The 25,181-nt window shown below is 50.3% G+C and carries 27 protein-coding genes, 1 tRNA gene, 5 pseudogenes and 1 riboswitch; of the genes and pseudogenes, 8 read left to right on the top strand and 25 right to left on the bottom strand.

Annotated elements, in window-relative coordinates:
- Positions 1-128: 128 nt before the first annotated feature.
- Positions 129-1,005 (bottom strand): annotated as a pseudogene (locus tag ACR1UW_RS05960) (IS982 family transposase).
- 221 nt (positions 1,006-1,226) lie between these two features.
- On the opposite strand from ACR1UW_RS05960, the gene ACR1UW_RS05955 reads away from it, so the two are divergent.
- Positions 1,227-1,517, top strand: coding sequence for a DUF3986 family protein (locus ACR1UW_RS05955; RefSeq protein ID WP_498934898.1), 291 nt, complete (start codon positions 1,227-1,229; stop codon positions 1,515-1,517).
- 58 nt (positions 1,518-1,575) lie between these two features.
- Here ACR1UW_RS05955 and ACR1UW_RS05950 read toward each other — a convergent pair.
- The 8 genes and pseudogenes from ACR1UW_RS05950 to ACR1UW_RS05915 all read right to left on the bottom strand — a co-directional run.
- Positions 1,576-2,133, bottom strand: a pseudogene (locus ACR1UW_RS05950) (ISL3 family transposase); the annotation flags it as partial.
- Between the two features lie 126 nt (positions 2,134-2,259).
- Positions 2,260-3,343, bottom strand: a pseudogene (locus ACR1UW_RS05945) (IS1634 family transposase).
- A gap of 277 nt (positions 3,344-3,620) precedes the next feature.
- Positions 3,621-3,693: transfer RNA gene (locus ACR1UW_RS05940), tRNA-Val, on the bottom strand.
- 468 nt (positions 3,694-4,161) lie between these two features.
- Complete coding sequence (locus tag ACR1UW_RS05935; RefSeq protein ID WP_014195317.1) at positions 4,162-5,298, bottom strand: IS110-like element ISGka2 family transposase; 1,137 nt, start codon at positions 5,296-5,298, stop codon at positions 4,162-4,164.
- A gap of 418 nt (positions 5,299-5,716) precedes the next feature.
- The gene (locus ACR1UW_RS05930; protein ID WP_014195317.1) at positions 5,717-6,853 is read right to left on the bottom strand and encodes an IS110-like element ISGka2 family transposase; all 1,137 of its coding nucleotides are present in this window, start codon (positions 6,851-6,853) and stop codon (positions 5,717-5,719) included.
- Between the two features lie 417 nt (positions 6,854-7,270).
- Positions 7,271-8,407: an IS110-like element ISGka2 family transposase gene (locus ACR1UW_RS05925; RefSeq protein ID WP_014195317.1), complete on the bottom strand. Its 1,137-nt coding sequence runs from the start codon at positions 8,405-8,407 to the stop codon at positions 7,271-7,273.
- 676 nt (positions 8,408-9,083) lie between these two features.
- On the bottom strand, positions 9,084-10,217 hold the full coding sequence (locus ACR1UW_RS05920) for an IS4 family transposase (RefSeq protein ID WP_064214037.1): 1,134 nt from the start codon (positions 10,215-10,217) through the stop codon (positions 9,084-9,086).
- Positions 10,218-10,529: 312 nt separating this feature from the next.
- On the bottom strand, positions 10,530-10,994 hold the full coding sequence (locus ACR1UW_RS05915; RefSeq protein ID WP_498934896.1) for a hypothetical protein: 465 nt from the start codon (positions 10,992-10,994) through the stop codon (positions 10,530-10,532).
- On the opposite strand from ACR1UW_RS05915, the gene ACR1UW_RS05910 reads away from it, so the two are divergent.
- Positions 10,988-11,944 (top strand): HD-GYP domain-containing protein, encoded by a 957-nt coding sequence (locus tag ACR1UW_RS05910; RefSeq protein ID WP_498934894.1) that lies wholly within the window; start codon positions 10,988-10,990, stop codon positions 11,942-11,944. The genes ACR1UW_RS05915 and ACR1UW_RS05910 overlap by 7 nt on opposite strands.
- A 38-nt stretch (positions 11,945-11,982) precedes the next feature.
- Here ACR1UW_RS05910 and metC read toward each other — a convergent pair whose 3' ends face one another.
- Complete coding sequence (gene metC / locus ACR1UW_RS05905) at positions 11,983-13,161, bottom strand: cystathionine beta-lyase (protein WP_498934892.1); 1,179 nt, start codon at positions 13,159-13,161, stop codon at positions 11,983-11,985.
- A gap of 3 nt (positions 13,162-13,164) precedes the next feature.
- The gene (locus ACR1UW_RS05900; protein ID WP_011230367.1) at positions 13,165-14,268 is read right to left on the bottom strand and encodes a methionine biosynthesis PLP-dependent protein; all 1,104 of its coding nucleotides are present in this window, start codon (positions 14,266-14,268) and stop codon (positions 13,165-13,167) included.
- A gap of 199 nt (positions 14,269-14,467) precedes the next feature.
- A riboswitch (SAM riboswitch) is annotated at positions 14,468-14,578 on the bottom strand.
- A gap of 418 nt (positions 14,579-14,996) precedes the next feature.
- Here ACR1UW_RS05900 and ACR1UW_RS05895 point away from each other — a divergent pair.
- Genes ACR1UW_RS05895 through ACR1UW_RS05885 form a run of 3 tightly spaced genes read left to right on the top strand, consistent with a single transcriptional unit; the run spans position 14,997 to position 16,719 of the window.
- On the top strand, positions 14,997-15,725 hold the full coding sequence (locus tag ACR1UW_RS05895; protein WP_498934889.1) for a GTNG_0744 family esterase: 729 nt from the start codon (positions 14,997-14,999) through the stop codon (positions 15,723-15,725).
- Between the two features lie 38 nt (positions 15,726-15,763).
- Complete coding sequence (locus ACR1UW_RS05890) at positions 15,764-16,288, top strand: YjcG family protein (RefSeq protein ID WP_498934887.1); 525 nt, start codon at positions 15,764-15,766, stop codon at positions 16,286-16,288.
- Entirely contained in the window at positions 16,285-16,719 is a 435-nt protein-coding gene (locus ACR1UW_RS05885; RefSeq protein WP_033015695.1) for a GNAT family N-acetyltransferase, read from the top strand. The genes ACR1UW_RS05890 and ACR1UW_RS05885 overlap by 4 nt, the downstream gene beginning before the upstream one ends.
- A 117-nt stretch (positions 16,720-16,836) precedes the next feature.
- Here the strand turns inward: ACR1UW_RS05885 and spoVIF are convergent, their stop codons facing one another.
- The 3 genes from spoVIF to ACR1UW_RS05870 form a co-directional block, all read right to left on the bottom strand.
- Positions 16,837-17,094 carry a sporulation-specific transcription regulator SpoVIF gene (gene spoVIF / locus ACR1UW_RS05880; protein ID WP_033015693.1) on the bottom strand — a complete coding sequence of 86 codons (258 nt, stop codon included), beginning with the start codon at positions 17,092-17,094 and terminating at the stop codon, positions 16,837-16,839.
- A gap of 126 nt (positions 17,095-17,220) precedes the next feature.
- Positions 17,221-17,340: a YjcZ family sporulation protein gene (locus ACR1UW_RS05875; RefSeq protein ID WP_498934884.1), complete on the bottom strand. Its 120-nt coding sequence runs from the start codon at positions 17,338-17,340 to the stop codon at positions 17,221-17,223.
- Positions 17,341-17,419: 79 nt separating this feature from the next.
- Positions 17,420-17,656, bottom strand: a complete 237-nt coding sequence (locus tag ACR1UW_RS05870) for a hypothetical protein (protein WP_015374185.1) — start codon at positions 17,654-17,656, stop codon at positions 17,420-17,422.
- Between the two features lie 113 nt (positions 17,657-17,769).
- Here ACR1UW_RS05870 and ACR1UW_RS05865 point away from each other — a divergent pair.
- Positions 17,770-18,105: pseudogene (locus ACR1UW_RS05865) on the top strand (thioredoxin family protein); the annotation flags it as partial.
- Positions 18,106-18,244: 139 nt separating this feature from the next.
- Here ACR1UW_RS05865 and ACR1UW_RS05860 read toward each other — a convergent pair.
- From ACR1UW_RS05860 to ACR1UW_RS05810, 11 genes and pseudogenes are all read right to left on the bottom strand, one after another.
- Positions 18,245-18,415 carry a hypothetical protein gene (locus ACR1UW_RS05860; protein WP_498934882.1) on the bottom strand — a complete coding sequence of 57 codons (171 nt, stop codon included), beginning with the start codon at positions 18,413-18,415 and terminating at the stop codon, positions 18,245-18,247.
- Between the two features lie 20 nt (positions 18,416-18,435).
- Positions 18,436-19,296, bottom strand: a complete 861-nt coding sequence (locus ACR1UW_RS05855) for a DUF421 domain-containing protein (RefSeq protein ID WP_498934880.1) — start codon at positions 19,294-19,296, stop codon at positions 18,436-18,438.
- Positions 19,297-19,308: 12 nt separating this feature from the next.
- Complete coding sequence (locus tag ACR1UW_RS05850; protein WP_011230357.1) at positions 19,309-19,515, bottom strand: DUF1657 domain-containing protein; 207 nt, start codon at positions 19,513-19,515, stop codon at positions 19,309-19,311.
- Between the two features lie 12 nt (positions 19,516-19,527).
- A complete protein-coding gene (gene spoVAE / locus ACR1UW_RS05845; RefSeq protein WP_096225658.1) occupies positions 19,528-19,884 on the bottom strand; it encodes a stage V sporulation protein AE in 357 nt (118 codons plus the stop codon).
- A 1-nt stretch (position 19,885) separates the two neighbouring features.
- Entirely contained in the window at positions 19,886-20,899 is a 1,014-nt protein-coding gene (gene spoVAD / locus ACR1UW_RS05840; protein ID WP_498934877.1) for a stage V sporulation protein AD, read from the bottom strand.
- Positions 20,899-21,378 (bottom strand): stage V sporulation protein AC, encoded by a 480-nt coding sequence (spoVAC, locus tag ACR1UW_RS05835; protein ID WP_498934875.1) that lies wholly within the window; start codon positions 21,376-21,378, stop codon positions 20,899-20,901. Before spoVAC ends, spoVAD begins: the two co-directional genes overlap by 1 nt.
- A gap of 11 nt (positions 21,379-21,389) precedes the next feature.
- A complete protein-coding gene (locus ACR1UW_RS05830; protein ID WP_011230353.1) occupies positions 21,390-21,866 on the bottom strand; it encodes a YhcN/YlaJ family sporulation lipoprotein in 477 nt (158 codons plus the stop codon).
- Between the two features lie 97 nt (positions 21,867-21,963).
- Entirely contained in the window at positions 21,964-22,170 is a 207-nt protein-coding gene (locus ACR1UW_RS05825; protein WP_011230352.1) for a DUF1657 domain-containing protein, read from the bottom strand.
- Positions 22,171-22,328: 158 nt separating this feature from the next.
- Positions 22,329-22,531: pseudogene (locus tag ACR1UW_RS05820) on the bottom strand (holin).
- A gap of 27 nt (positions 22,532-22,558) precedes the next feature.
- Positions 22,559-22,789, bottom strand: a complete 231-nt coding sequence (locus tag ACR1UW_RS05815; RefSeq protein ID WP_498934872.1) for a hypothetical protein — start codon at positions 22,787-22,789, stop codon at positions 22,559-22,561.
- Between the two features lie 273 nt (positions 22,790-23,062).
- Positions 23,063-23,392: a spore coat protein regulator protein YlbO gene (locus ACR1UW_RS05810; RefSeq protein ID WP_047817949.1), complete on the bottom strand. Its 330-nt coding sequence runs from the start codon at positions 23,390-23,392 to the stop codon at positions 23,063-23,065.
- 154 nt (positions 23,393-23,546) lie between these two features.
- On the opposite strand from ACR1UW_RS05810, the gene ACR1UW_RS05805 reads away from it, so the two are divergent.
- The gene (locus ACR1UW_RS05805; protein WP_498934870.1) at positions 23,547-24,263 is read left to right on the top strand and encodes a BMQ_0737 family morphogenetic spore coat protein; all 717 of its coding nucleotides are present in this window, start codon (positions 23,547-23,549) and stop codon (positions 24,261-24,263) included.
- Positions 24,264-24,365: 102 nt separating this feature from the next.
- Positions 24,366-25,133, top strand: a complete 768-nt coding sequence (locus tag ACR1UW_RS05800; RefSeq protein ID WP_498934868.1) for a tropomyosin — start codon at positions 24,366-24,368, stop codon at positions 25,131-25,133.
- Positions 25,134-25,181 lie beyond the last annotated feature (48 nt).

Below are 25,181 nucleotides of genomic sequence, written 5' to 3'. Positions count from 1 at the left end.
CGAGTCAAGCGCGGCTTTGATTTTTGCATCTCGGCTTCTTCGATCCCGATCAAATCCCCTCCTGCCCGGCCGCGCACGAAGACGGAAGAGAAGCTGATGATTTATCCACCCGTGGTGCTAGTTGAGCTTTAGCGCTCAACTAGCCCAAGTGTAACCAGGGAATAAGCTAACAATATACCGTCTAGTGCCACTTCAAATCCGATAATCGAATTGGCTCGGATCCCCGTGATGCGATAGTGGTCAACCAGAACCGAGAACACCGTCTCGATCACTTTGCGTTTTTGTTGGATCCACTGCTCCCATGTCTCAGACGCACGATGTTTCTGGTTTTTTCGAGACGGAGTCCAAAGCGCCATTTGGTATTCTTCGTACAGCCTTTTTTGCAAGTCACGGCTAATGAATCCTTTGTCCCCAAAGTTATACGGGTGGGGAATTTGGGTCATCACGCTTTCGGCTGCGATTCGATCGTGGCAAGATGCTTCCGTCACCACATACCCCATTGGCAGCCCTTGATCGGTCACTTGAAGGTGCAGCTTCAACCCGTAGTACCATTGCTTTTTGGAAGCGCAATACCCGATGTCGGCGATCTCTTGAAACCGTTTGACGCGATGCATTCTTGCCGTATGGCACAACGGGAGCGGCAAGCTGTCCACGACGGCATAGGCATGATGTTGGCCGCGTTTTGCTCACGACGGCGATCCATTTGATAGCGAAGCCAAGCGCCCGGCAGCGGCGGTTATACCGGGAACGTTCGAGAAACGAGCCGTTTGTGAACAAATTTCCCGTGACAAAACGATGCCACGCCCGTTCAGAAGTAAAACCGAGCAACTTTCCTAAAAGATGAATCGCGATGACCGCGGCGTCTTCCTGTTTGACCAAATGGCGGTTGCGACGCTGTAGGTACATCTGAATCGATGACAGTTGGGCAGAGACAAAAAAGAAAATGGCGGCATATTGCTTTTGAATCTTGGCTCGATCTGTAGTAAAATGAAAGTGTTCTTGCATAGGGATTCTCCTTTCAATGTTTGGTTGCACTTTCATTTTAAGGAGATCCTCATGCAAGGGCTATTTTTATGCTTGTTTGAGTTTATCTAGCACCACGGGTTTTAGATTAGATTATCATTATATTGACGGAAAAGGACCTTATCTACATTATCATGTAGCTCCTAATATGAAAAAACATCACTTCATATGGTAATCAAATCAATTATAGGGAGTGAATAAACGTGAAATTTGATCCAAATCAGCATCTTCATTTAGGATATTATGAGAACAATGTTGATTTAGAAGCAGTCGCATATAAAATTCAGAATGAAAATAAATGGGTAGTTTTTTTAGATAATGAACAAGATACTACATTAGTTAAAAAAATATTAGATAAGTATGATTTCCATGAAAAATATGGTTACAAGATTTTTACTGTTGATGCAGATGATTTATCTTATGAAGTCGGAAGTAAGCTATTTGAAGAATGGTTAAAAGCAAATAATATAACTGTAGATGAGCAATTTTCATAACAATAATTACCATGTAAAAAGAAACAAGGTTCATCACCAAAAGTTGTACTTGCACCTGTCATGAAAGTATGTTAGCTGTTTCTAGCCGAACCCGCAATGCAAAACGCTGGATATTTCTGTATCCGTATCCCCGACGTTTCATCAGCTTGATCTTGTTATTTGTTCCCTCCATTTTCCCATTTGAATAAGGGGATAAAATGCACGATATGATTTCGTCTGTTCGTTTGACAAGTGATTTTGCGATGGCGCGAACAGCAGAACAAGGACAAAACAAATACCGATGAACCCAGGCGTTCAAACGACGTTTCGCTTGTCGCTCGCTTTGGCTTTTGGATACATAACGAAAATGTTGAAGGGATTGATAGACAGCCTGCAAGGAATCGCTCTCTTTCTGCCACTCCCGCACCGTTTGGCGCTCCTCCTCGGTGAGTTTCTCGGGACACTGGGTCAATAAGCGGCAAACATACCGAACATGCCCGTGTTTCTTGTTCCCTTTTCCGAAGGATTGGCGGCATCGATCCAACGCTTCCGTAAACAATTGAATCACATGAAAATAATCGACCACATGTTTCGCTTCCGGACACACCCCTTGAATGGCTTTTTTCATCGCTGGACTCCCATTTCGCACCCTAACAAGGTCAAAACAAAGGATTTTTTATTTAGTTTTTCAGAATAACTTTTTGACCAACACAACGAGCGATGGCAATCCTTTTTTTACCATCGCTGGTCGTTCCGTATCACGTTACACGTAGATGCTCTCATCCATGCCCAATCCCTGCAGAATCCTTCGCTGATCAGGGGTAAGGGAGCGATCCAGTGAGCGTTGGATGCGCCCATCCGGCAGCTTGAACAGGACGACGTTCACATATTGAAATAGCTGAAAAATCGCCTGTCCCGTCGGCCGGGTCAGCTTGCGGCCTCCAGGACCCTTCAACGGGTGTTCTGGAGTAATAAACTGACGCACTCGGCGCTGAAAAACGCGGTAAATAGCCAAGGCCAACAGAAACAAATAGCCCAATACGGCGACCCGTTCTGGTTTTTTGACGTAAATCTCATCCGTGAAAAACGGATCTTTCAAAAAAGCGAAGTTCATTTCCACCGAGATCTGCCCTTTATACAGCTTCAAGATCTCTTGGGCATCCATGGGTTGGCCCTTCCATTCCTTAAGCGTTGGCCGCTTTGGTTTGCGCCAGGGTCTCTTTCGTCATCGCGGCGGAATCGGCCACGTAAATCCATTCGTCTTCGATTTTGGCCTGCTTCAGCTGTTCATGGACACGAGACAGCACCTCGGGATTCCATGTTTTATCGGGCAGGTTGCCATCGTGCACATCGCCGTAAAACGGGATGCCGTCCTCGTTGCCGACCAGTCCGAAACCGATCTGTTTTTGCCAACGATGATGGCGGTTGTAGCCATGTGTGATTTGTAAGGCCTCTAACGAGGCCGATTCATACGCGCCGTAAACGGTCTTGTCCGTCGTATCGGCGTGGAAGGCTCGGAGGGAAAGGCCTTCTTTTCGATAAATATGAATCAAGCAAGTGCTGATGACGTTGTGAATGCCAGCCTCATACAGGCGATCGAGATGACGGGCCAACGCATCGTCGTTCAACCAGGAGGGATGGAGATCGGGACGGATGAGTTTCTCACAATCGACCTCCTGAGCCCAATGTTCCAAGTGAACAAGGGCTTGCCGGCCGTCAAACACATTGTAGAGGATGGCCTGAACGGCATCGCTGACTCGCGTTTGGCACTGCGGATCGACGGGCACGAGATGGTCAATCAATTGAGGCAGACCCAGTTTCTTGAATAGGGCACTTATTATATTCAAATAAGCTTTGCTGTTACAACAAAATGTTCATATGAAGATCGTTTCGGAACGGTTAGGACATGCGAGTATCAAAATGACAATGGATACTTACTCTCATTTGCTTCCAAGCATACAAGAAACAGCAGCCGAAAAATTCGAGCAATTGTTTGAGGAGGAATAAAGTTTTAAATCAATCACTCCAAAAATCACACCAAGTCACCAAAAACACCAAAAATAAAGAATGACAACAGAAATAAAAAATCCCTTGAAGCCTTGTGGCTCAAGGGATTTCACTTGATGATTCCGACTGGGCTCGAACCAGCGACCTCCACCCTGTCAAGGTGGCGCTCTCCCAGCTGAGCTACGGAATCATATTTTGTTGTTCGCTATCGAACACATTTTTAATTATATAGACGGGCAAGTTGGTTGTCAACAACTTTTTTAAAAAAATCGCTATTCATGATGAAAAAAGGAAAGGTGCCTTCCCCGAAAGGAATAATGCGTGTTGGAACGGTTCGACATCGTATTTTTTCTACATTCTCTTTTTTGAAGATATTACTTAATTTCCATGCCAATTTTACTTATTGCTTTTTTAAATAAGCCGTTGTGTGAGAACAGGTAAAGAGCTTTCATTAATGGAAATAATTTGGTATTATGCTGGAATTTTAGTCGGGTAAATTTGAGCTTTTGTTTTTTCCGTGAAAATCCCCACCACTTGGTGAGTGCGGTATACGCTCCTGATCCGTGAGGGTATACTGAAAATGGCCAAAAAAGGCAATAGGAAAGCAGAGGTGCCCGATTTTAGGCATCTCGTATAACCTGTCTGCCTTTTGGCTAGACTAAATAAGTTGTGGTTGGCGGAACGGCTCTTTGCGGGAGATCATGCAAAAGATGATCACCAACATCCGCCGAGCAATGGCGATGAGGGCTTTTTTCTTCCCGCATCGGGCCGCCAACGACCAAAACTTTCGGGACAAGGGATGCGTCTTGGATCGAGCTGCTGACCATGCCGCCTCGCATAACGCCGATCGGAGATGGGGATTGCCTTTTGTCGTGCGCGTGCTCTTTCGCTTTCCGGCGCTTTCATGGTTGCCGGGGGACAATCCAGTCCATGAAGCCGCCCGTTCCGGCGTTTCAAAGACGCTCATGTCGGTTCCCATCTCGGCTATGATGACGGCGGCGGTTTGTTTTTTCACTCCGGGCATGGTCATCAGCAGGTTCACTTCCTCGCGATACGGCTCGAGCAGGCGGTCGATGTGCTGGTCGACTTCTTCGATTAACTGCTCCAATTCCTCAACGTGTTTCCACAAGAGGCGAAGGAGACGGAGCTCGTGTTCGGTCAAGGTGCCGAGCAGCGAATCGTACACCGCTTGCTTTTTCTTTTTGAGCCTTCCGCGCAGGCATTGATCCAACTCGTCCTTGTCCACGTATCCCTTCTCAAGCAGCCGGGCGAGGATGTCTTTTCCGGAAACGCCGAAGAGATCGGAGAGGACCGAGCCGAGTTTGACATTGGAAGACTCGAGCACTTTTTGAATCCGGTTTTTCTCCGAAGTCAGCTGTCCGACCCACTTTTTGCGGAGGCGGGTAAAATCCCGCAATTCGCGAATATCCGCTGGGGGGACGAAACTTTTTTCAACGAGTCCATGGCGGAGCAGCTTGGCGATCCACTCGGCGTCAGAGACATCGGTTTTTCTTCCCGGGACATTTTTGATCCGCTGCGGATTGGCCAGTGTCAAGTCGACATAGCCCTCGAGGAAGGCGAAGACCGGTTTCCAATACACGCCGGTGGATTCCATGGCGACATGGGTAACGCCATGTTCTTCGAGCCACTCAAGCAGGTCGCCAAGTCCCTTCGAGAACGTGGAGAAGGTTTGAATGTCCTTTTGAATGTGTCCATCTTCTTCCCATAGCGCGCAGGCGACGATGGTTTCGGCATGAACATCCAATCCTGCGCAGCGAGGATAGATGACATCCATGATGAAAATCCTCCTTTTCGATGATCGAGTGCGCAAACAGCGAATCCACGGGAGAAATGCGGCAGTTTTCCGTTCGTCGTCACCTTTCCTCCGCATCGGGAAAGGGCGGACAATGGGTGGTGCACCCAGTGGATTCAAACACTTTTCCGTACAGGGTCTAAGCCACCATTAAGCATAACGTCCTGTTGAACTGTTTGCGCCTATTCTTCATTATGGGAAGAAAAGGGGGATTTTCATCCCTGGGTGGAGGGCAAACCATTGCCCATGGATCTTTTCCGTGAAAATCCCCACCACTTGGTGAGTGCGGTATACGCTCCTGATCCGTGAGGGTATACTGAAAATGGCCAAAAAAGGCAATAGGAAAGCAGAGGTGCCCGATTTTAGGCATCTCGTATAACCTGTCTGCCTTTTGGCTAGACTAAATAAGTTGTGGTTGGCGGAACGGCTCTTTGCGGGAGATCATGCAAAAGATGATCACCAACATCCGCCGAGCAATGGCGATGAGGGCTTTTTTCTTCCCGCACCGGGCCGCCAACGACCAAAACTTTCGGGACAAGGGATGCGTCTTGGATCGAGCTGCTGACCATGCCGCCTCGCATAACGCCGATCGGAGATGGGGATTGCCTTTTGTCGTGCGCGTGCTCTTTCGCTTTCCGGCGCTTTCATGGTTGCCGGGGGACAATCCAGTCCATGAAGCCGCCCGTTCCGGCGTTTCAAAGACGCTCATGTCGGTTCCCATCTCGGCGATGATGACGGCGGCGGTTTGTTTTTTCACTCCGGGCATGGTCATCAGCAGGTTCACTTCCTCGCGATACGGCTCGAGCAGGCGGTCGATGTGTTGGTCGACTTCTTCGATTAACTGCTCCAATTCCTCAACGTGTTTCCACAAGAGGCGAAGGAGACGGAGCTCGTGTTCGGTCAAGGTGCCGAGCAGCGAATCGTACACCGCTTGCTTTTTCTTTTTGAGCCTTCCGCGCAGGCATTGATCCAACTCGTCCTTGTCCACGTATCCCTTCTCCAGCAGCCGGGCGAGGATGTCTTTTCCGGAAACGCCGAAGAGATCGGAGAGGACCGAGCCGAGTTTGACATTGGAAGACTCGAGCACTTTTTGAATCCGGTTTTTCTCCGAAGTCAGCTGTCCGACCCACTTTTTGCGGAGGCGGGTAAAATCCCGCAATTCGCGAATATCCGCTGGGGGGACGAAACTTTTTTCAACGAGTCCATGGCGGAGCAGCTTGGCGATCCACTCGGCGTCAGAGACATCGGTTTTTCTTCCCGGGACATTTTTGATCCGCTGCGGATTGGCCAGTGTCAAGTCGACATAGCCCTCGAGGAAGGCGAAGACCGGTTTCCAATACACGCCGGTGGATTCCATGGCGACATGGGTAACGCCATGTTCTTCGAGCCACTCGAGCAGGTCACCAAGTCCCTTCGAGAACGTGGAGAAGGTTTGAATGTCCTTTTGAATGTGTCCATCTTCTTCCCATAGCGCGCAGGCGACGATGGTTTCGGCATGAACATCCAATCCTGCGCAGCGAGGATAGATGACATCCATGATGAAAATCCTCCTTTTCGATGATCGAGTGCGCAAACAGCGAATCCACGGGAGAAATGCGGCAGTTTTCCGTTCGTCGTCACCTTTCCTCCGCATCGGGAAAGGGCGGACAATGGGTGGTGCACCCAGTGGATTCAAACACTTTTCCGTACAGGGTCTAAGCCACCATTAAGCATAACGTCCTGTTGAACTGTTTGCGCCTATTCTTCATTATGGGAAGAAAAGGGGGATTTTCATGCCCGGGTGGAGAGCAAAAATTGCTCATGGAACTTTTCCGTGAAAATCCCCACCACTTGGTGAGTGCGGTATACGCTCCTGATCCGTGAGGGTATACTGAAAATGGCCAAAAAAGGCAATAGGAAAGCAGAGGTGCCCGATTTTAGGCATCTCGTATAACCTGTCTGCCTTTTGGCTAGACTAAATAAGTTGTGGTTGGCGGAACGGCTCTTTGCGGGAGATCATGCAAAAGATGATCACCAACATCCGCCGAGCAATGGCGATGAGGGCTTTTTTCTTCCCGCACCGGGCCGCCAACGACCAAAACTTTCGGGACAAGGGATGCGTCTTGGATCGAGCTGCTGACCATGCCGCCTCGCATAACGCCGATCGGAGATGGGGATTGCCTTTTGTCGTGCGCGTGCTCTTTCGCTTTCCGGCGCTTTCATGGTTGCCGGGGGACAATCCAGTCCATGAAGCCGCCCGTTCCGGCGTTTCAAAGACGCTCATGTCGGTTCCCATCTCGGCGATGATGACGGCGGCGGTTTGTTTTTTCACTCCGGGCATGGTCATCAGCAGGTTCACTTCCTCGCGATACGGCTCGAGCAGGCGGTCGATGTGTTGGTCGACTTCTTCGATTAACTGCTCCAATTCCTCAACGTGTTTCCACAAGAGGCGAAGGAGACGGAGCTCGTGTTCGGTCAAGGTGCCGAGCAGCGAATCGTACACCGCTTGCTTTTTCTTTTTGAGCCTTCCGCGCAGGCATTGATCCAACTCGTCCTTGTCCACGTATCCCTTCTCCAGCAGCCGGGCGAGGATGTCTTTTCCGGAAACGCCGAAGAGATCGGAGAGGACCGAGCCGAGTTTGACATTGGAAGACTCGAGCACTTTTTGAATCCGGTTTTTCTCCGAAGTCAGCTGTCCGACCCACTTTTTGCGGAGGCGGGTAAAATCCCGCAATTCGCGAATATCCGCTGGGGGGACGAAACTTTTTTCAACGAGTCCATGGCGGAGCAGCTTGGCGATCCACTCGGCGTCAGAGACATCGGTTTTTCTTCCCGGGACATTTTTGATCCGCTGCGGATTGGCCAGTGTCAAGTCGACATAGCCCTCGAGGAAGGCGAAGACCGGTTTCCAATACACGCCGGTGGATTCCATGGCGACATGGGTAACGCCATGTTCTTCGAGCCACTCGAGCAGGTCACCAAGTCCCTTCGAGAACGTGGAGAAGGTTTGAATGTCCTTTTGAATGTGTCCATCTTCTTCCCATAGCGCGCAGGCGACGATGGTTTCGGCATGAACATCCAATCCTGCGCAGCGAGGATAGATGACATCCATGATGAAAATCCTCCTTTTCGATGATCGAGTGCGCAAACAGCGAATCCACGGGAGAAATGCGGCAGTTTTCCGTTCGTCGTCACCTTTCCTCCGCATCGGGAAAGGGCGGACAATGGGTGGTGCACCCAGTGGATTCAAACACTTTTCCGTACAGGGTCTAAGCCACCATTAAGCATAACGTCCTGTTGAACTGTTTGCGCCTATTCTTCATTATGGGAAGAAAAGGGGGATTTTCATGCCCGGGTGGAGAGCAAAAATTGCTCATGGAACTTTTCCATGCCAATTTTACTTATTGCTTTTTTAAATAAGCCGTTGTGTGAGAACAGGTAAAGAGCTTTCATTAATGGAAATAATTTGGTATTATGCTGGAATTTTAGTCGGGTAAATTTGAGCTTTTGTTTTTTGATAAACCTCTCTGTCCCCAATTTAATATTTTTGTTGATCAAAATTATTTTTAATGTTAGAATAAATTCGAAATTGTTTTTGTAATTATTGGTTATATTTCCTTGATTTGTTCTTATGGTACTAAGTTTTTTATAATTGCAATCTACTCATATACGATTTACAACACAAACATTTTTAAGTGTGTTTTTTGATTATAAATCAAAAACAAGAAGGTGAAACAATGAATATCGGATTAGCCATTTTATTAATTATAATTATTCACGGCTGTTGATTATCCAAAATTAGGCATACTCCTCCCATATATTCGGGCATACTCAAATAAGACAGCTGCCATCTCGGATTTCCATTCGAGAGGAAGTTGCCCAGAGAAAAAACGACGGACAAACGAAAGAAAGGTAAGGGACGAGGTTGTCCGTTTTTCCGTTCGATGATATAGCCATCTCAGTAACACATAAGCGATAAATGCCGCAAAAAGTTGGTTGTATACCGCATGCTCGTTGTTGCCAAATAAGGTCGGAACGTTTAGATATTGCTTGATCCATCGGAAAAACACTTCCACTGTCCAACGTTCTTGATACATCTCGGCAATCTTTTCCGCCGATGCCTCTAAGACGTTCGTGACCACACGGATTTCATGCCCGTTCGCATCCTGAAAGATCACGACGCGATGGCGCTTTTTGGAACGACATTGTTTCGTTCCTAACTGGCAAGTAAAATCCGCCACAATAGAAGAAGAGGAGGAAGAAAGGCGCTTTAGGCTCTTTTTTTGATGGATCTCGACATTGTCTTTCATCCGAATCACAAACGGTTGCTTCTGTTCGACAAACCGATCGAGGCGTTCAATTTTAAAGTACGCTCGATCTTCGACAAGAACCGTTTGTACGTCTGTGAGCCGCTCTCCCACCGGTCCATCGTGGCGCAACCCTACGGTTTCTACGATGTCGCTCGGCATTTGTTGCTCAGGGGAATACGCGACGTGCATTTTCACTCCGGATCGTTCCCCATGATAGGGTGCCCATGTCAGGCGGTTTTTCCCCACGGTGACGGTCGTGGAGTCTACTATACGCAATGCTTTTGGAAAGCGAAGCGAACGGCGGGTTTGGCGATTGCACTTAGAAACAACCAAAGCAAATAAGCGCTTCATCACCTCGTACGGAACTTCTTTCGCTTTCTTAGAAACCGTCGAGTAATGAAACGTCGGCAATCCGTACATTTTCGCCACATCGGCACCATGACGGAAACTTTTCCATTCGTGAAGTGCCGCCAGCAGAAAAAAATCAACCAACGTGCGCACCGTAAACGTCCGCGAAGTGTCATGGTAGCCAACGGCTTCGGTAATCGACTGGAGATCTTCATCAGAAACAATTTTTTGCATCAAATTTGGGAGTGTGGTATGCTTGTGCATAGAGAGCACCTCCTAGGTTTGTTTGTGTTGTTACTTACATTCTACAGGAAAGGTGCTCTTTTTTCTATGTTTTTTATGGATATTATTGGTTAATCAACACGCCTGATAATTATTATTCTCTTATCAATGTTTTTAATTCCTTTAAAAAAAATTAAACCTAATTTATTCAAAATGGGGCTAACTTTTATTGGTATTTTAATTATTATTGTATTTTTACTTGTAACAGGAATATATGATCCTTATGCAGATCACATACCAAGCAAAAAATAAAGGGGCTGAATGCTTTTCGGCAAGCCCCTTTATTTTTTTATATTAGTAATGCCATTTAGTTCCTTCGAAATTATCGTGCCAGTGGAATTTTGTAGGATGTCCCATAGCTGGTGAGCAATTTCTCGTACCATCACAATATTCTGTGCTGTCCCATTTATCTAAAGCGCATTGAGGTGTACGCATCCAAACCGCAAATACCCAATAGCAATCGCTTCCTTTGAAGTGGGTCCAGTCATGCACATGTCTGCCATCTGAATCTACGCCATTATAATCATTACAAGGAATATGAGGGGATTTATGGCTCTGAATAGTTATCGTCCCCGTGTTATCCATGCTATTATCGTTATGATTGTCGTTTTCATCTATAGCAGGATGCATTTCATCCAAAAAATCTTTAAGAGGAATGAGAGCCTTAAATTGATATGTTTTTGATTGTTCTATCAAACGAGAATTTGCTTGCAAAGGCTGGGGGAATTGATGAAAAACGCACGCCGCTTCCGGTGCCACTCAAAACCAAATTGCAGCTGACGGTCTTGTTCAGCAGCACATTTCCTGTTTTATTGTTCAGCTTAGCGATGGAAATCAAATGGTCGCTCGCCGGACCGAGTGCATCCCATTGGTCGTATTGGCCCTGGGCAGCCGTGATTTTGCTGTTTTCGATCGCGTTTTCCGTTTTCTTGACTCGCTTGTTGGTCGATGAGATCCATGAGCCGGTCAGTGTGCTGTTAAGTCATATGAAACGGGCGGAAAACGAAACGTATAAACCCGTCGCCCACAATGTGTATACCGATGAATTTGCTTATTTACTTCGCGGATTTAATCATATGATCGACGCTGTGCATCGACGCGACCGAACGAACAAAGAACTGCTCAACCGTTTCATCACTGTCCTGACAGCGGCGCTTGACGTCCGCGATCCTTATACATCTGGGCACTCGCTGCGCGTGGCCCGTTACGCACTCGCGATTGGGGAAAAGCTTTCCCTTCCGAATGAACAGCTTGATGCCTTGTATCGCTCCGCTCTACTGCATGATATCGGAAAGATCGGCGTTCCCGATGCCATTTTGCTTAAAGTGGGAAAGCTAAGCGATGATGAATTTACCCGGATCAAAAAACACCCCGCCCTTGGAGAAGCCATTTTGCGCGAGATTAGGCCGATCGAAGCGATTGAGCCGCTGTTAGCCGGCATCCGCTCCCATCACGAACGCATCGATGGGAAAGGATATCCAGACGGTTTAACAGGCGACGAGATTCCGTTGTTTGGCAAAATCATCGCCGTGGCCGATGCATTTGACGCCATGACTTCGGATCGTCCGTACCGTAAAGGGATGGATATTCATCAAGCGGCAGACATCTTGAGAAAAGGAAAGGGAACCCAGTGGGACGGCGAACTCGTCGATCTCTTTTTGAAGCACTTAAAAGAGGAGCGGCTGTTGTCAACCTCAGCGGCATCTTGACCCGCCCGCCGAGCTGTGAAGGCTTGGCGGGCTGATGGCTATGGCGTTGAAACTGACGGCCGCTCCTGAACAAACGACAACGCCTGCTCAAAATCGGCGATCAAATCGTTGACATCCTCAAGCCCGACGCTCAGCCGCAACAAGCCGTCGGTAATGCCGCGACGAAGCCGCTCATCTTTCGGCATGGCGGCGTGCGACATTTTCGCCGGGTGCGATAAAATTGACTCGACCGCCCCAAGGCTGACGGCGAACACGGGCAGGCGGACGTTTTGCACGAACGTCCGGGCCGATTCTTCATCGGCTAAACGGAACGACAGCACAGCGCCAAACCCGGCCGCCTGATGGCGCTGGATGTCATGGCCTGGGTGGTGCGAAAGCCCCGGATAATACACATCTTCCACTTTCGGATGGCGCGCCAAATACTCAGCGATGGCCAGTGCGGATTCGGACGACTGCTTCAGCCGGACGTGGAGCGTTTTTAATCCCCGCAGCACAAGCCACGCATCTTGGACGCCAAGGATGGCGCCAAACGCGTTTTGCAGTTTGTACAGCTCTTTTCCCAACTCTTCATCTTTCACCACGGCCAATCCGGCGACGACGTCGCTATGGCCGGCTAAAAATTTCGTGGCGCTGTGAAGGACAATATCGACGCCAAGGTCAAGCGGCCGCTGCAACGCCGGCGTCATGAACGTATTATCCAAGAATGTCAAACAGCCATGCGCCTTCGCCAGCTTGACGACGCCTTGAATATCGGTCACTTTTAACAATGGATTGGACGGCGTTTCCATATAAATGACTTTCGTGTTCGGCCGGATGTTTTCCGCTACTGCGTTTAAATCGGTCATATCGACAAACGTATATTCAATGCCAAAGCGGCCGAGCACCTCCGTAATCATCCGGTACGTGCCGCCGTAGACGTCTTCGGTCACGAGGACGTGGTCGCCTCGGGACAAGAGCAAAAACGCCGTCGAAATGGCCGCCATGCCAGAAGCGAAGGCGAATCCGCGCACGCCGCCTTCTAACGCCGCGATCGTTTCCTCGAGCGCCTCGCGCGTCGGGTTGCCGGAGCGGCTGTAGTCGTATTTGCCGAATGAATCGAAATCGAACTGATGGAACGTGGAGGCGTGCTGGATCGGCACGCTCACCGCTCCCGTGTGGCGATCGACTTTCCATTCATTGTGGAGCAGTTTCGTTGAAAACGACCATTCCCGTTCCATCGCTTACACCTCTTTCATGTTTTTCAATGCCTGCGCCAAGTCGGCGATTAAATCATCCGCATGTTCGATGCCGACCGAGAAGCGGAGCAGCCGGTTGCAAATACCGTTTTGGATGCGGATTTCCTCAGGAATGTCCGCATGCGTCTGCGTCGCTGGGTACGTAATAAAGCTTTCGACTCCGCCCAGGCTTTCCGCGAACGTAATGAGGCGCAAGCTTTTTAAAAACCCGTTCACCCACTTTTCATCGGCAATCCGGAACGACAGCATCCCGCCTCTTCCTGGATATAAGACGTCTGTAACATCTTCATGTTCGCGCAAAAAGGCGCTGATGCGCTTGGCGTTTTCTTCATGCTGGCGCATCCTTAGCGCCAGCGTTTTCATCCCGCGAATCAACAGCCACGAATCAAACGGCGACAAAACCGCGCCGATGGCGTTCTGATACTCGGCCAGGCGTTGACAGAGCTCCTCGCCCTTGGCGACGACAAGGCCAGCCAACACGTCGTTATGGCCGCCTAAATATTTCGTGGCGCTGTGGATGACAATATCGGCGCCTTGTTCGATCGGGCGTTGAAGCACCGGTGTATAAAACGTGTTGTCAACGATCAACAAAAGCCCATGCCGCTTGGCGAATTCGGAGACGGCGCGGATATCGGTCTCATGCATAAGCGGGTTCGTCGGTGTTTCCAGGAAAATCGCTTTCGTTTTTTCGGTGATACACGCTTCCACCGCAGCGAGATCAGCAAAATCGACGTAATGGAATCCAAGACCATACTTGCGCCAGCCGCGCTCAAACAGGCGGTACGTCCCGCCGTAAAGGTCGGCCGATACGAGAAACTCGTCTCCGCTCTCAAACAAGGCGAGCACTGTCTGAATGGCGGCCATGCCGGAGCTGAACGCATAGCCTTGGTCGCCGCCTTCCAGTCTCGCGATCGCTTCTTCGACGATTTTGCGCGTCGGGTTGCCGGTGCGGATATAGTCAAACCCGGTCGACTCCCCGATGCCGGCATGGCGGTAGGCGGTGGAAAAATAAACTGGCGGGTTGACCGTCCCCGTCACCGTTTCGCTCCGGTTGCCAATTTGCGCTAACAACGTCTCTAGTTTCTCCATCTCATCTCTCTCCTTCTGTTGAAAATTCCATCATGGATCAACAACCAACCACTTAACGCCCAACGAAGCGCCGCTGTTGGTCAAGCAGCGGCTGAGGGCCTTGATCCTCGACGCCTCTCGGTTGAGGGAACAGCCGCTTGAGCAAATAAAAAAAGTCTTCTAAGAAGAAGACTTTTCCATACGCACATGGTCATGCTTCTTCTTATCTGCCGAATTGAATGCTCAATTCGCTGGATTTAGCACCTGGCCGTCGGGCGGCTGGTTGCTGAAGCTTCATTGGGCCAGTTCCCTCCGCTTCTCTTGATAAGAACCGCTGCGTATTTAATTTTGTTAATTGTTAATTTAGTGAACTACCCACCACCTACACTTCGCTTAGAGGTGGGGGCTTCAAGCGACTTGTGTGTGTTCGCCGAACGGTAAGCCACACACAAGAACCCTTTACGCTTCCCTTCGTTCCGAAGGTGTCCGTTCTAACCATATTCTATCATATTCGTTGGCTAACGCCAACCGAAATTCATCTCCCACTTTCACTTCGTTTAGAAGTGGGATACTTCTTTTGGAAAAAGATGTTAGAAAATTGTAACGCATTCCGGCCATTTTTGCAAGTCATTTTTTTTGCCGGCGCCAATGTTCGGCAAGTTCACGAAAAATTCGAGCCCTTCGTTAACATCTTTTTGCCTAAATATGTTACAATAACAAGTGAACTTGCGCTTTCATGGAGGATGATCATGGCGACAGCATCAGGAACGATGCGCGATTATACGCTTTACAGCAGGGAGCTGCAAGAAGAAATCGGGTTGCTTGTCTACTTGCCAAGCAATTTTTCTCCGTTGCATAAATATTCTTTATTAATCGCGCAAGACGGCAAGGATTATTTTATGTACGGAAAAATCAAAACCGTGATCGAGACACTCATGGACGAAGGAACGATCGACCGAACGATCGTTGTCGGCATCCCGTACCGGAACGTCAGCGACCGCTACGAGAAATACCACCCAGCCGGTCGAAAAAACGAAGCCTATATCCGCTTTTTGGCCCATGAGCTCGCGCCGTTTTTGGATCGCGAGTTGCCGACGTATCAAATGGGCAAAGGACGAGCGCTGATTGGCGATTCGCTGGGAGGAACCGTATCGCTTCTAGCCGGTCTGTTGTATCCGCATACATTTGGAAAAATCGCCATGCAGTCTCCTTACATTGACGACTCGGTGCTCGAACGCATCCGCGCGTTCCGCGCCCCGTCGCTTCTTTCCCTTTACCATTCCGTCGGCGCAGAAGAAACGGCGGTCAAAACGACGGACGGCCATGTACGCGATTTTATCACCCCGAACCGGGCCGCACGGGACTTATTGATCGAAAAGCGGTTTCCCTACACGTACCATGAATTTGCCGGCGGGCATGCATGGACGTATTGGCAGCCGGATGTGCCCCGGGCGGTATCGGCCATTTTGTCGCTGTAAATAACGGCAAACGAACCATCTGAAGGAGGGAAAGCGGAATGAAGTACGTCATTGTCATTTTTCCGCCAAAGCGGATTCAAGACTTCGCCAACTCGTACCGGAAGCGGTACGACAGCCATTACGCCCTCATCCCGCCGCACATTACATTGAAATACCCGTTTGAGGCGGATGAGGAGCAAATCAAAGAAATGACGAAAGAGCTGCGCCGCATCGCAGCGGAAACGGAGCCAATTCCGATCAAAGTGACGAAATTCAGCTCGTTTTACCCGACAAGCCCTATCATTTATTTGAAAGTCGAGCCAAACGAAGTGCTGGAACGGTTGCACGAGCAGCTGCACAGCGGCTTGTTTGCCGGGGAGCCGGAATTCGTGTTCGTGCCGCACATTACAATTGGCCGCGATTTGCCGAATGCGGAATACGCTGACGTCTACAGCCAACTGCGGCTGCAAAACGTCCATTTTGAAGAGACGGTCGACCGGTTCCACCTTCTTTACCAGCTCGAGAACGGATCATGGACTGTCTATGAAACCTTTATCGTTGGAGGAAAGGAAACGGGAGAATGAACGTCGCCATTGGAACAACGGAAGACCGCGCGTTGTATGAAGACGCGTTGCGCGTCCGTCGGATTGTATTCATCGAAGAGCAAAACGTGCCGGAAGAAGAAGAAATCGATGCATTTGAACATGAATCGTTCCATCTCGTCCTATACGATGGCGAACAAGCAGTCGCAGCCGGCCGGTTTCGCCTGGTCGATGAAGGGGTTGGCAAAGCGGAGCGCATCTGCGTTTTGCCGGCTTACCGCGGCCGCGGCGTCGGCCGGATGGTGATGGAGGCGTTGGAGCAGCTTGCGAAAACAAAAGGGGCGAAAACGGCGAAACTGAACGCCCAGACGCACGCAGAACCGTTTTACCAAAAGCTCGGCTATACGACCGTCTCCGGCGTCTTTATGGACGCCGGCATCCCACATGTCACGATGGTGAAATCACTCGAATGATGGCCATAGAACAGCCTCGTCTACACTGATCCAAGGCTTGGGATCATCGAACATCGTTTCGCTCTCCTGAGCCAAGCAGAGCAAAAGGGAGCTTTGCGCACGCAAGCTCCCTTTTGCTTATTTTTTGTTGTTCAACATATTGGCGATCGTGTTCAAATCAATTTGTTTGCCGTTATGGACGATCGCCTTGACGATTTGATCCTCAAGTTCTTTTGGCACTTTCCGGTTGGCAATTTGCGCCACCCGCTTCACCACTTGGCGCACCGTTTTTTCATCGCTGAAATTGGCGTTTTGCAGCGAGTTGGCGAGCTCAAAAACGTCTTTCATATTGACACCTGTTTTCTGTTCGATGTTTTTAAAAAATTGCTGATCCATCGTTCCGCCTCCTTCTCCCTGCTATATCGTATGATGCTCCCGCCTCGGCGTGCATCAAATTAGGGAAAGAAAAATACGAGCCGCTCCGTGGCGCCGAAACGGCCCGTATCCCATTCGCTTTTTCCGTTAGGCGACAAATGCCGCGCCGACAATAATCAACAAAATGAACAACACGACAATCAGCACAAAGCCACCGCCATAGCCACCGCCATAGCCGTAAGGATAACCATAACCGCAGAAGCCCATTATAATGTTCACCTCCTTCTCCGTTTACTGTATCGTATTCACCGGCTTAGCGGAGCGTATGGGCGCAAAGGCCATTTTGTCATCCAAATCGGCGGAACAGCTCGGCAAATTCCCGCTCCTTCTTCGCAAACCATTGCTCGATGTAGTCCAAGTTGCCTTGTACACTTTTTAAAAATCCATTGTTCAATTTTTCGATTTCTTGCAGCTGTTTGTTAAAGTCCTTTCCCCATTGTTCAAACAGGCGGATGAACGTTTCATGCCCTTCTTTGCGCGACGCAACCCAATTTTCGAGCGCTTTTTCCAACTCTTTGCTCACACTTTCCCCTCCTCTCTTACTGTTGTATGCAAAAACGACTGCCCGAGGTGAAGGCGTCCCCGTTCTTTTTTTGCCTTGCCATATGGTAAAGTAAAGATGAACGGCAACATGAAAGGGAGGGAACGAATGTGAGACAAATTGAAACAGTTGAGCAATTCGAGGCGGCCATTTCCGGCGATAAGCCAGCGATTATGAAGTTTTACACAACTTGGTGTCCAGACTGCGTGCGCCTGAACATGTTCATCGATGACATCATCCGCGATTACGGGCAGTACGACTGGTTCGAAATCGACCGAGATCAGTTTCCAGATCTTGGTGAGAAATACCAAGTGCTTGGCATTCCAAGTCTTCTTGTGTTCCGAAACGGGGAAAAAATCGCCCATCTGCATAGCGCTGATGCGAAAACGCCGGAAGAAGTGCGCGCCTTTTTGCAGTCCCTGCCGGAGTAAGACGGGGCGGCATCCTTGCCTCGCCAGAGAAGAAGGGCAACAAAAAGAGGCTGTCCGAGAAGGAAGCTTTCCTTCTCGGACAGCCATGCGAATGAACAGACAGCTCCTTATGGATCGCTGATTGTGGAAACGGAAGCCGTCAATATTCAATTTCGTCGTAGTCTTTCGGCTGGCGCATCAGCTGCGGGCTGTCAAACATGAATTCAATCGAAAATTCCTCATCGGTCGTCCGCGTTCGCTCCGGACGGCCGTTCGTTTTTAATTGGATTTGGATTTCCTCATCGGTTGTTTTCGTTCGTTTGTTTTCCATTGTTTTTGTCCTCCTCAACGTTAGTTTCGCAGCAGCGGCTCGACTTTTTGAATGAGCTCCGTCATTTTTGCCGCCTGTTTTTCATAGAGCACTTTTGCCTCTTGCGAATCGGTTTGCAGTGCGTACAATTCGAAATCAGCTTGCACTTTTTTCATCGCAGCCAACAGCAGCTTTTTCTCTTGCGGTTCCGCCACTTGAATTTTGTCGTCATACAAATCGACCGTCAGCTGCCCATACGAATCCACTTGGGCAAGAAAGACGTTTTCCACTGCCACTCCTTGTTTGTCAAGCTGTTCCTTCAGCCAGCCGCGGCCAAGCCCCATCGTAGCGAGTGGCTCATCCAAAATCATGCCGTCCATAATCACCGTTTGCGGCTCTTTTTCCCGCGACGGGTTTGGGAACACATCTCCGACGGTGAGCGGCTGCTTTTCCCGCTTCAGCAACACGTTCAAGTCGCCGTTTGGCTCAAGCACCGCAAACTCGACGTCGGCGACGCGGAACACATCTTTTTTGCGCAGCTGTTCGAGCAGCTCGTCAACCGTATATTTCTCCCGTTTCAAGTTTTCCTCTAAAATTTTGCCGTTTTTAATAAAAACCGTGGAATTGCCTTCGACAAAATTGCGAAATTTCTTGTTGCGCAGCGAGAGACGAGCGACAGCCACTGGAAACAGCGCCCAAATCAAAATGCTGGTGATGCCTTCTTGCAACGAAATTCCTAAATCGAGCGACATCGTTCCAGCGATATCGCCGACGGTAATGCCGGCGATGTATTCAAAAAACGACAATTTTGATAATTGTTTTTTGCCGAGAATGCGGGTGATCACAAACAACCCGATTAAAATGCAAATCGAACGAATGGCGGTTTCTAACCATATAGGCATCGATCATGCTCCTTACTTTCCGTGATATTGCGGCTCCTCGAACTCGAGCCGGCCGATCCGGTCTTTGATGTCCGCGATGATCTCCTCTGTCGCAAGCATCGCTTCATGAAACGTCCGCTGCGCCGTTTCATCCTGGGAAGTGAGCGCCAGCTGTTGCAGCCCAGCGTGAATGCCTTTTAAGCTCGCCAACGTTTGTTTCACCTGCGAAGCAACGGTCATGGAAGATCCCTCCTATCCTTTCGGGCGGAACAAGAGCGCCCCGATAAACCCAAAGACGATCGCCGCGGAGATGCCGGCGCTCGTCACTTCAAACATGCCGGTCAATACGCCGATAATGCCGTGTTTTTCCGCCTCTTGCATCGCGCCGTGGACGAGCGCATTGCCGAAGCTTGTAATCGGAATCGTCGCCCCGGCGCCGGCAAAATCAATGAGCGGCTCATACAAACCGAATCCATCCAAAATCGCCCCGACGACGACGAGACTCGTCAACGTATGCGCAGGTGTCAGTTTAAACACATCCATCAAAATTTGCCCGATCACGCAAATCAGCCCGCCGACGACAAACGCCCAAAAAAACATGGCCAACACGCTACGCCTCACCTCCGTACTCGATCGCCACCGCATGGGCGATGCACGGGATCGTTTCGTTTTGCTGAAACGACAATGGCGACAACAGCGCCCCTGTCGCCACCACCAAAATGCGCTTCAGTTCGCCGCGGCGCATCCGTTTGATGAGATGCCCGTAAACGACGACAGCGGAACAAGCCGCCCCGCTCGCTCCGGATAAAACCGGCTGTCCGTCACGGTAAATGAGAAGTCCGCAATCTTGGTAGCGCTCTTCATCGATGTCAATGCCGTGCTGACGCAGCAAGTCAAGGGAGACTTGGCGTCCGATTCGCCCTAGATCGCCGGTGACGATCAAATCGTAATACGATGCATCGATTTGCATGTCGCGCAAGTGCGCTTCAATCGTATCGACCGCCGCCGGCGCCATCGCTCCACCCATGTTGAACGGGTCGGCAAGGCCCATATCCACAACGCGGCCGATCGTCGCTGCCGTCACGCGTGGCCCGTCCCCTTTCGGGCTGACGATCGCCACGCCAGCTCCCGTTACCGTCCACTGCGCTGTCGGCGGCTTTTGCCCGCCGTATTCGGTTGGATAGCGGAACTGCTTTTCGACAGCGGTGTTATGGCTTGACGCACCAGTTAAGATATAGTCTGCCCCGCCATAGTTGGTAATAAAAGCGCTGAGCGCAAGCCCTTCCATGGAGGTTGAGCAGGCGCCAAAAACACCGAGATACGGCATGCCGAGCGTTCGGGCGGCAAAACTTGTCGGCGTCATCTGGTTGATCAAATCGCCGGCGATGAGAAATTGCACTTTTTCTTTCTCTAGGCCGGCTTTTTCCATCGCCTGAAACGCCGCCTCCTCAAGCAACACGCGGTGCGCCTTCTCGTACGACTCCTCTCCGAGCCATAAATCTTCGTGAAGAAGATCAAAGTCTTCCGCGAGGCGGCCGTTCGCCTCAAACGGCCCGCCGACCGCCGCTGTTGCGATGATTGCCGGCTTGTTCGCAAACACCCATGTGCGGTGCCCTTTCAGCATTACAATCCCCCCCACTGGGTCGCAATCGTTTTGACAAGGGCGATAACAAAGGCGGAAAACGTACCGAACAAGATGACCGATCCGGCGAGCTTGAACATGTTCGAGCCGACGCCTAACACAAATCCTTCCGTCCGGTGCTCAATCGCCGCCGAGATGACGGCGTTGCCAAACCCTGTCACCGGCACGGCGCTTCCCGCCCCAGCGAATTGGGCGATCCGGTCATAAACGCCAAACCCAGTTAAAATCATCGACAAAAAGACCATCGTCGCCACCGTCGGATTGCCTGCCGTTTGCTCGGTAAAGTCAAAAAAATACATGTAAAAATAAGAGATCGCCTGTCCAATCACGCAAATGATTCCGCCAACGAGAAACGCGCAGGCGCAGTTGCGGACGATCGGGCGCTTCGTTTCCCGCTCTTTTTCGAATAAATGATATTCCTGCTGAACCGGGGTCAGCTTTTTCCGTTTTTCATTCGCCATAATGACACCTCTTATGTTTGCTCTTTGCTTAGCTTTTCAATACGCCTGATTTCCCGATTGACTTTTCGTTCATCCCAGCGTCGATTGTCCATGTTGGCTTTTAATTCCTTCGTCTTCCAAAAAATTTTCAAATCGCTCGAGGAAACAACGTCATAGCCAGGAAACAGGTCGCGCAGTTTTTGGTCAATGTCTTTCTCAATTTGTTTTCGACTCCACCGCTTCATATGGGGAATTTGATAAGCAATGAGCAACCGATCCCCGCTGTTGACCGCCACCACGTCCCGAACATCGTCGCGCCCGCGCAAATAGCTGGCCGCCCGCTCGGCCGGACCTTGGTTCAGCTCCGCATGTTTCGCCGTCCCGGACGTTTGGGTTCTCAGTAGGTTTGCCCCTTGCAGCGATTGTTTTTGTTCCGTTTCTTCTTTGGCGCAGCCGCCGACCGCGATCATCGCAACGACGGCCGCCAACCACCATTTTTTCATCTTCATCAACCCATTCGTTTTTATGTATTTCCGCCAAGTCGGGAAAGGTTGGCGTGCTGTGCCAACCTTTCCGCCTGAACCATCCCATTCGCTTCTGCGAAGGTTATTGTTGTTTATATTGTGGCTCTTCGTTTTGAATTTCTTGCATGCGCGAGTTCACCAAATCAATGACCGCCTGCGTTTGTTGGGCAGCTTGTTGGTAAAGCTGTTTCGCGGCTTGGTTTTCGGTTTGCAAAGCAAACGTTTCGAAGCTCGCTTGAGCCGATTTTAACCCCGCCAATGTTTGTTTCACTTGTGTTGCAACCGTCATGATTCATGTCCTCCTTATATGGTGTAAGATTGGTGGTGACAATGTTTAGAATGGTTTTTTTCCGCCAAATTATAATTGTCATTTTCTGCAAAACGTTCTCCCGCCTTTCCAGCCTTTCCGGGCACGAAAAGGGCGCCTTCTGCAGGCGCCCATGCGGGTTACGACTTGTCATCAACTTTATCGGAATAACCGCGGCCGAGCGACGGTTGTTTAAAATACCGGCCATCACCAAAATGCTTAAGAAGGCATGGTACAGTTGTTCATATTTGCCAAGATCAATGTCGACGCCGAATGTCTCAAGCGCAATCACGGCAAACGATCCGATTGCCAGCCAAAGCCCGTAATTTTTAAAACGCTCCACCGTTGGCGTCCCCCATTTGCTTTATGGCTAGATCCACGAGAACGGTCTCTGTTCTCCTTCGTTTCGATCATAGCCTCCTTCACCATGTTCTTCCTTATCCCGGTCCCGCGCATCTTCAACGGCTCCCATTTCCGTATCATCGCGGTGCGGGAACAACCATGGATCGCGGATGCGGCCGCGCGGCATAATGACGATGTCATCGGCATGAATGATCAATTTATCGACATGAATCACTTTCGCTTTTTTCCGATCCGACATGCCCTTCCCCCCTTCCTTTCGCCTAGTTGCACTGTTAGACTATGCAAGGAGAGGAAGCGGAGTATAGGCGCTTCTCACGGATTTGTGCTATTTCTTTACGACCGGCGGCCGGCCGCAGCCGCAGCCTCTCGGGCGCCGCACTGGCTGGGTTGTTGAGGTGAGCACCCAAGCCGTCGGTTTGGGCGAGATTGGTTTCGTCATGGCCTCATCCCTCCAGATAAAAAAAATGTATGGCTACTGCTATTGTATGGCCCTATCGGCCAAGGGTGCGCCTCATTTTTCCTTGCGCTCGTCCGGGTGGGGCACAATCGCGTTTTCTTGGCGCAGCGTACGGAAAAACCAGCTGTCCGGCCGTTCTTCGTCACGTACTCCTCCCGTCTCTCCTTGCAGCTGCTGCAGCTGGCGGCGAAGTTCGTCGTTTTGTTTCATCAGCTGCTTTATTTGCTCATAACGTTGCTTGCTTTGGTAAGCCAGTTCCCTTAACACTACATTTTCTGCCTCTGCTTCTTCGAGCCGGCGCTCCAGCTCAGCAATCCGCTCAGCCAGCCGCCGTTCATCTATCCCTTTTGTTCCTGCCTTCGCCGCTCCCCGTTGTTCTCTCATTCGTCATCTCCCCCTTTATTTCATCGTCCGGCAGACGCCTGCCGATAAAAAATCCACATCTGTCCCAACACATTTACCTATATCATTCATAGTATACAGTAGTCCCAAACCATTAGGCGTTGGGGAACAAATGAACGATAGGAGGAACGAGAAAATGGGCCATTACCGTCGCGATACGGAAAGGGTATGCATCAGAACACGCAAAATTTATGACTGGGTGACGCGGCAAATCGACGTGCCATTAAAAAGCTTCAACGGCGATGATTTGGAAACGATTTTCCCATCGGACACTTGTCCAGGAGACGGGACGATTTGCGACTTTTTGGCAACGCAAAACATGGACCCGCAAAACTTTGCCATTCGTTGTTTCTTGACAGACGCTGCCGGAAATCCAATCGATCCGGTTGTTGACCAGGATGCGCTGATTTGCCAAGAAATCATGCAGCCAAACGGCCGGCAGCCCGTCAACGTCACCCTTCCTTCCGGGGAGACCGTGACATTGCAAAAAGTCAAAGCGCTCGTCAAAGGACACGTCGTTGTGCAAATTGTCAGCCCGACCGGCACGGTGATTAGCCAATCGGCGCCGATTCCGTTTGCCACGGCGCAAACATTCATCTTATGCGCTCCGGAAGGCACGCAGCTCAATTGCCATATTTCCTTCTTTGAATGCGATACAAGCTTAGTTTGCACGGACAACTTCACTCAACTCGACGTTTCCATCACCTTATGCCTTGAAGTCCAAGTGGAAGCTGACGTCAAAATCGAAGTTGAAGCCCGCTTCTGCCAACCGCGCGAAGAACTTGCCGAAGCTACGCTGTGCCCGACAACCAAATTCCCGCCACAATGCCCGGACGTATTCCCAGCAATGTAACGTCCCGCACCGCTTAGGCTGTTGTTCTCAACAACAGCCTTTTTTATATGGCATTTGCCTTCCGCGTATACATAAGATAAAAATGGAAGGGGTGGAAAACGAGTGAAAAATGCGAATGATGACCGGCACCTCCGCCTGCAGCAGCAAATTATTCACTACCGGTCTGAAGCCGCCTCGTGCAGGCAACAGATCAAGCAGCTTGAGGCCGAACTGGAAAAAGAAAAAATGCGCAGCGCCTATCTAAAAGAAAAATTGCGTGAAGCCGAAACAGTCAACGCCGAAATGTACAAGAAAAAGATCGCGGCCTTGGAGCGCCAGCTTTTGTTGTATGAAATCGCGCTCGAAGAGGCAGAGCATCGCGTCTCCGGACCGCAACAAACCACCGGCGCCGATCCAGCCGCTTCCGTGCTGGCGCTGTTTCATTACTCGGTTATGATCCCGACGCACCTTGATGAAGAAGAAATTGTCGTGATTGGCGACTTCATCATCCGCAACAGCGGAACCGCGCCGCTTCACCATCCGGTCGTCTGCCTCCGCATCTCGCCGCCGAAAGCAGCGGTGCTGAGCGGAAAAATTGCGCTCCCCCAAAGCGGGCGCGCCGCACAGGAGGGGCTGGCTGACAGCGGCGCCGAAGGTTGGACGTTCATCCAAGAAAACTGGCGGGAAAAAGTGCGGCAAAACGGCGAATATTGGATTGCCCCGCTCCATGGCGTCCCCATTGAACCAGGTGAAGAACGGCGCTTTTCCCAGTTTGAGATTGCGGTTCGACCGTCCGGCAACGTCCGCTCCCTGACAGTCGACGGCTTCGTATATGGCGCTGAACTGCCCAAAGGAGCCGCCGCGGCCAACCGCATCACCGTCCAATGGTAAACGGAGCCCGCCCCATCCAATGGAGCGGCTGCTTTTCCCGGCCGGCTT

It is taken from the genome of Geobacillus lituanicus (assembly GCF_050994965.1).
Classification (GTDB): Bacteria; Bacillota; Bacilli; order Bacillales; family Anoxybacillaceae; genus Geobacillus; species Geobacillus stearothermophilus.
Note: the sequence above shows the minus strand (reverse complement) of the source record. Positions and strands in the feature narration are given on the sequence as shown.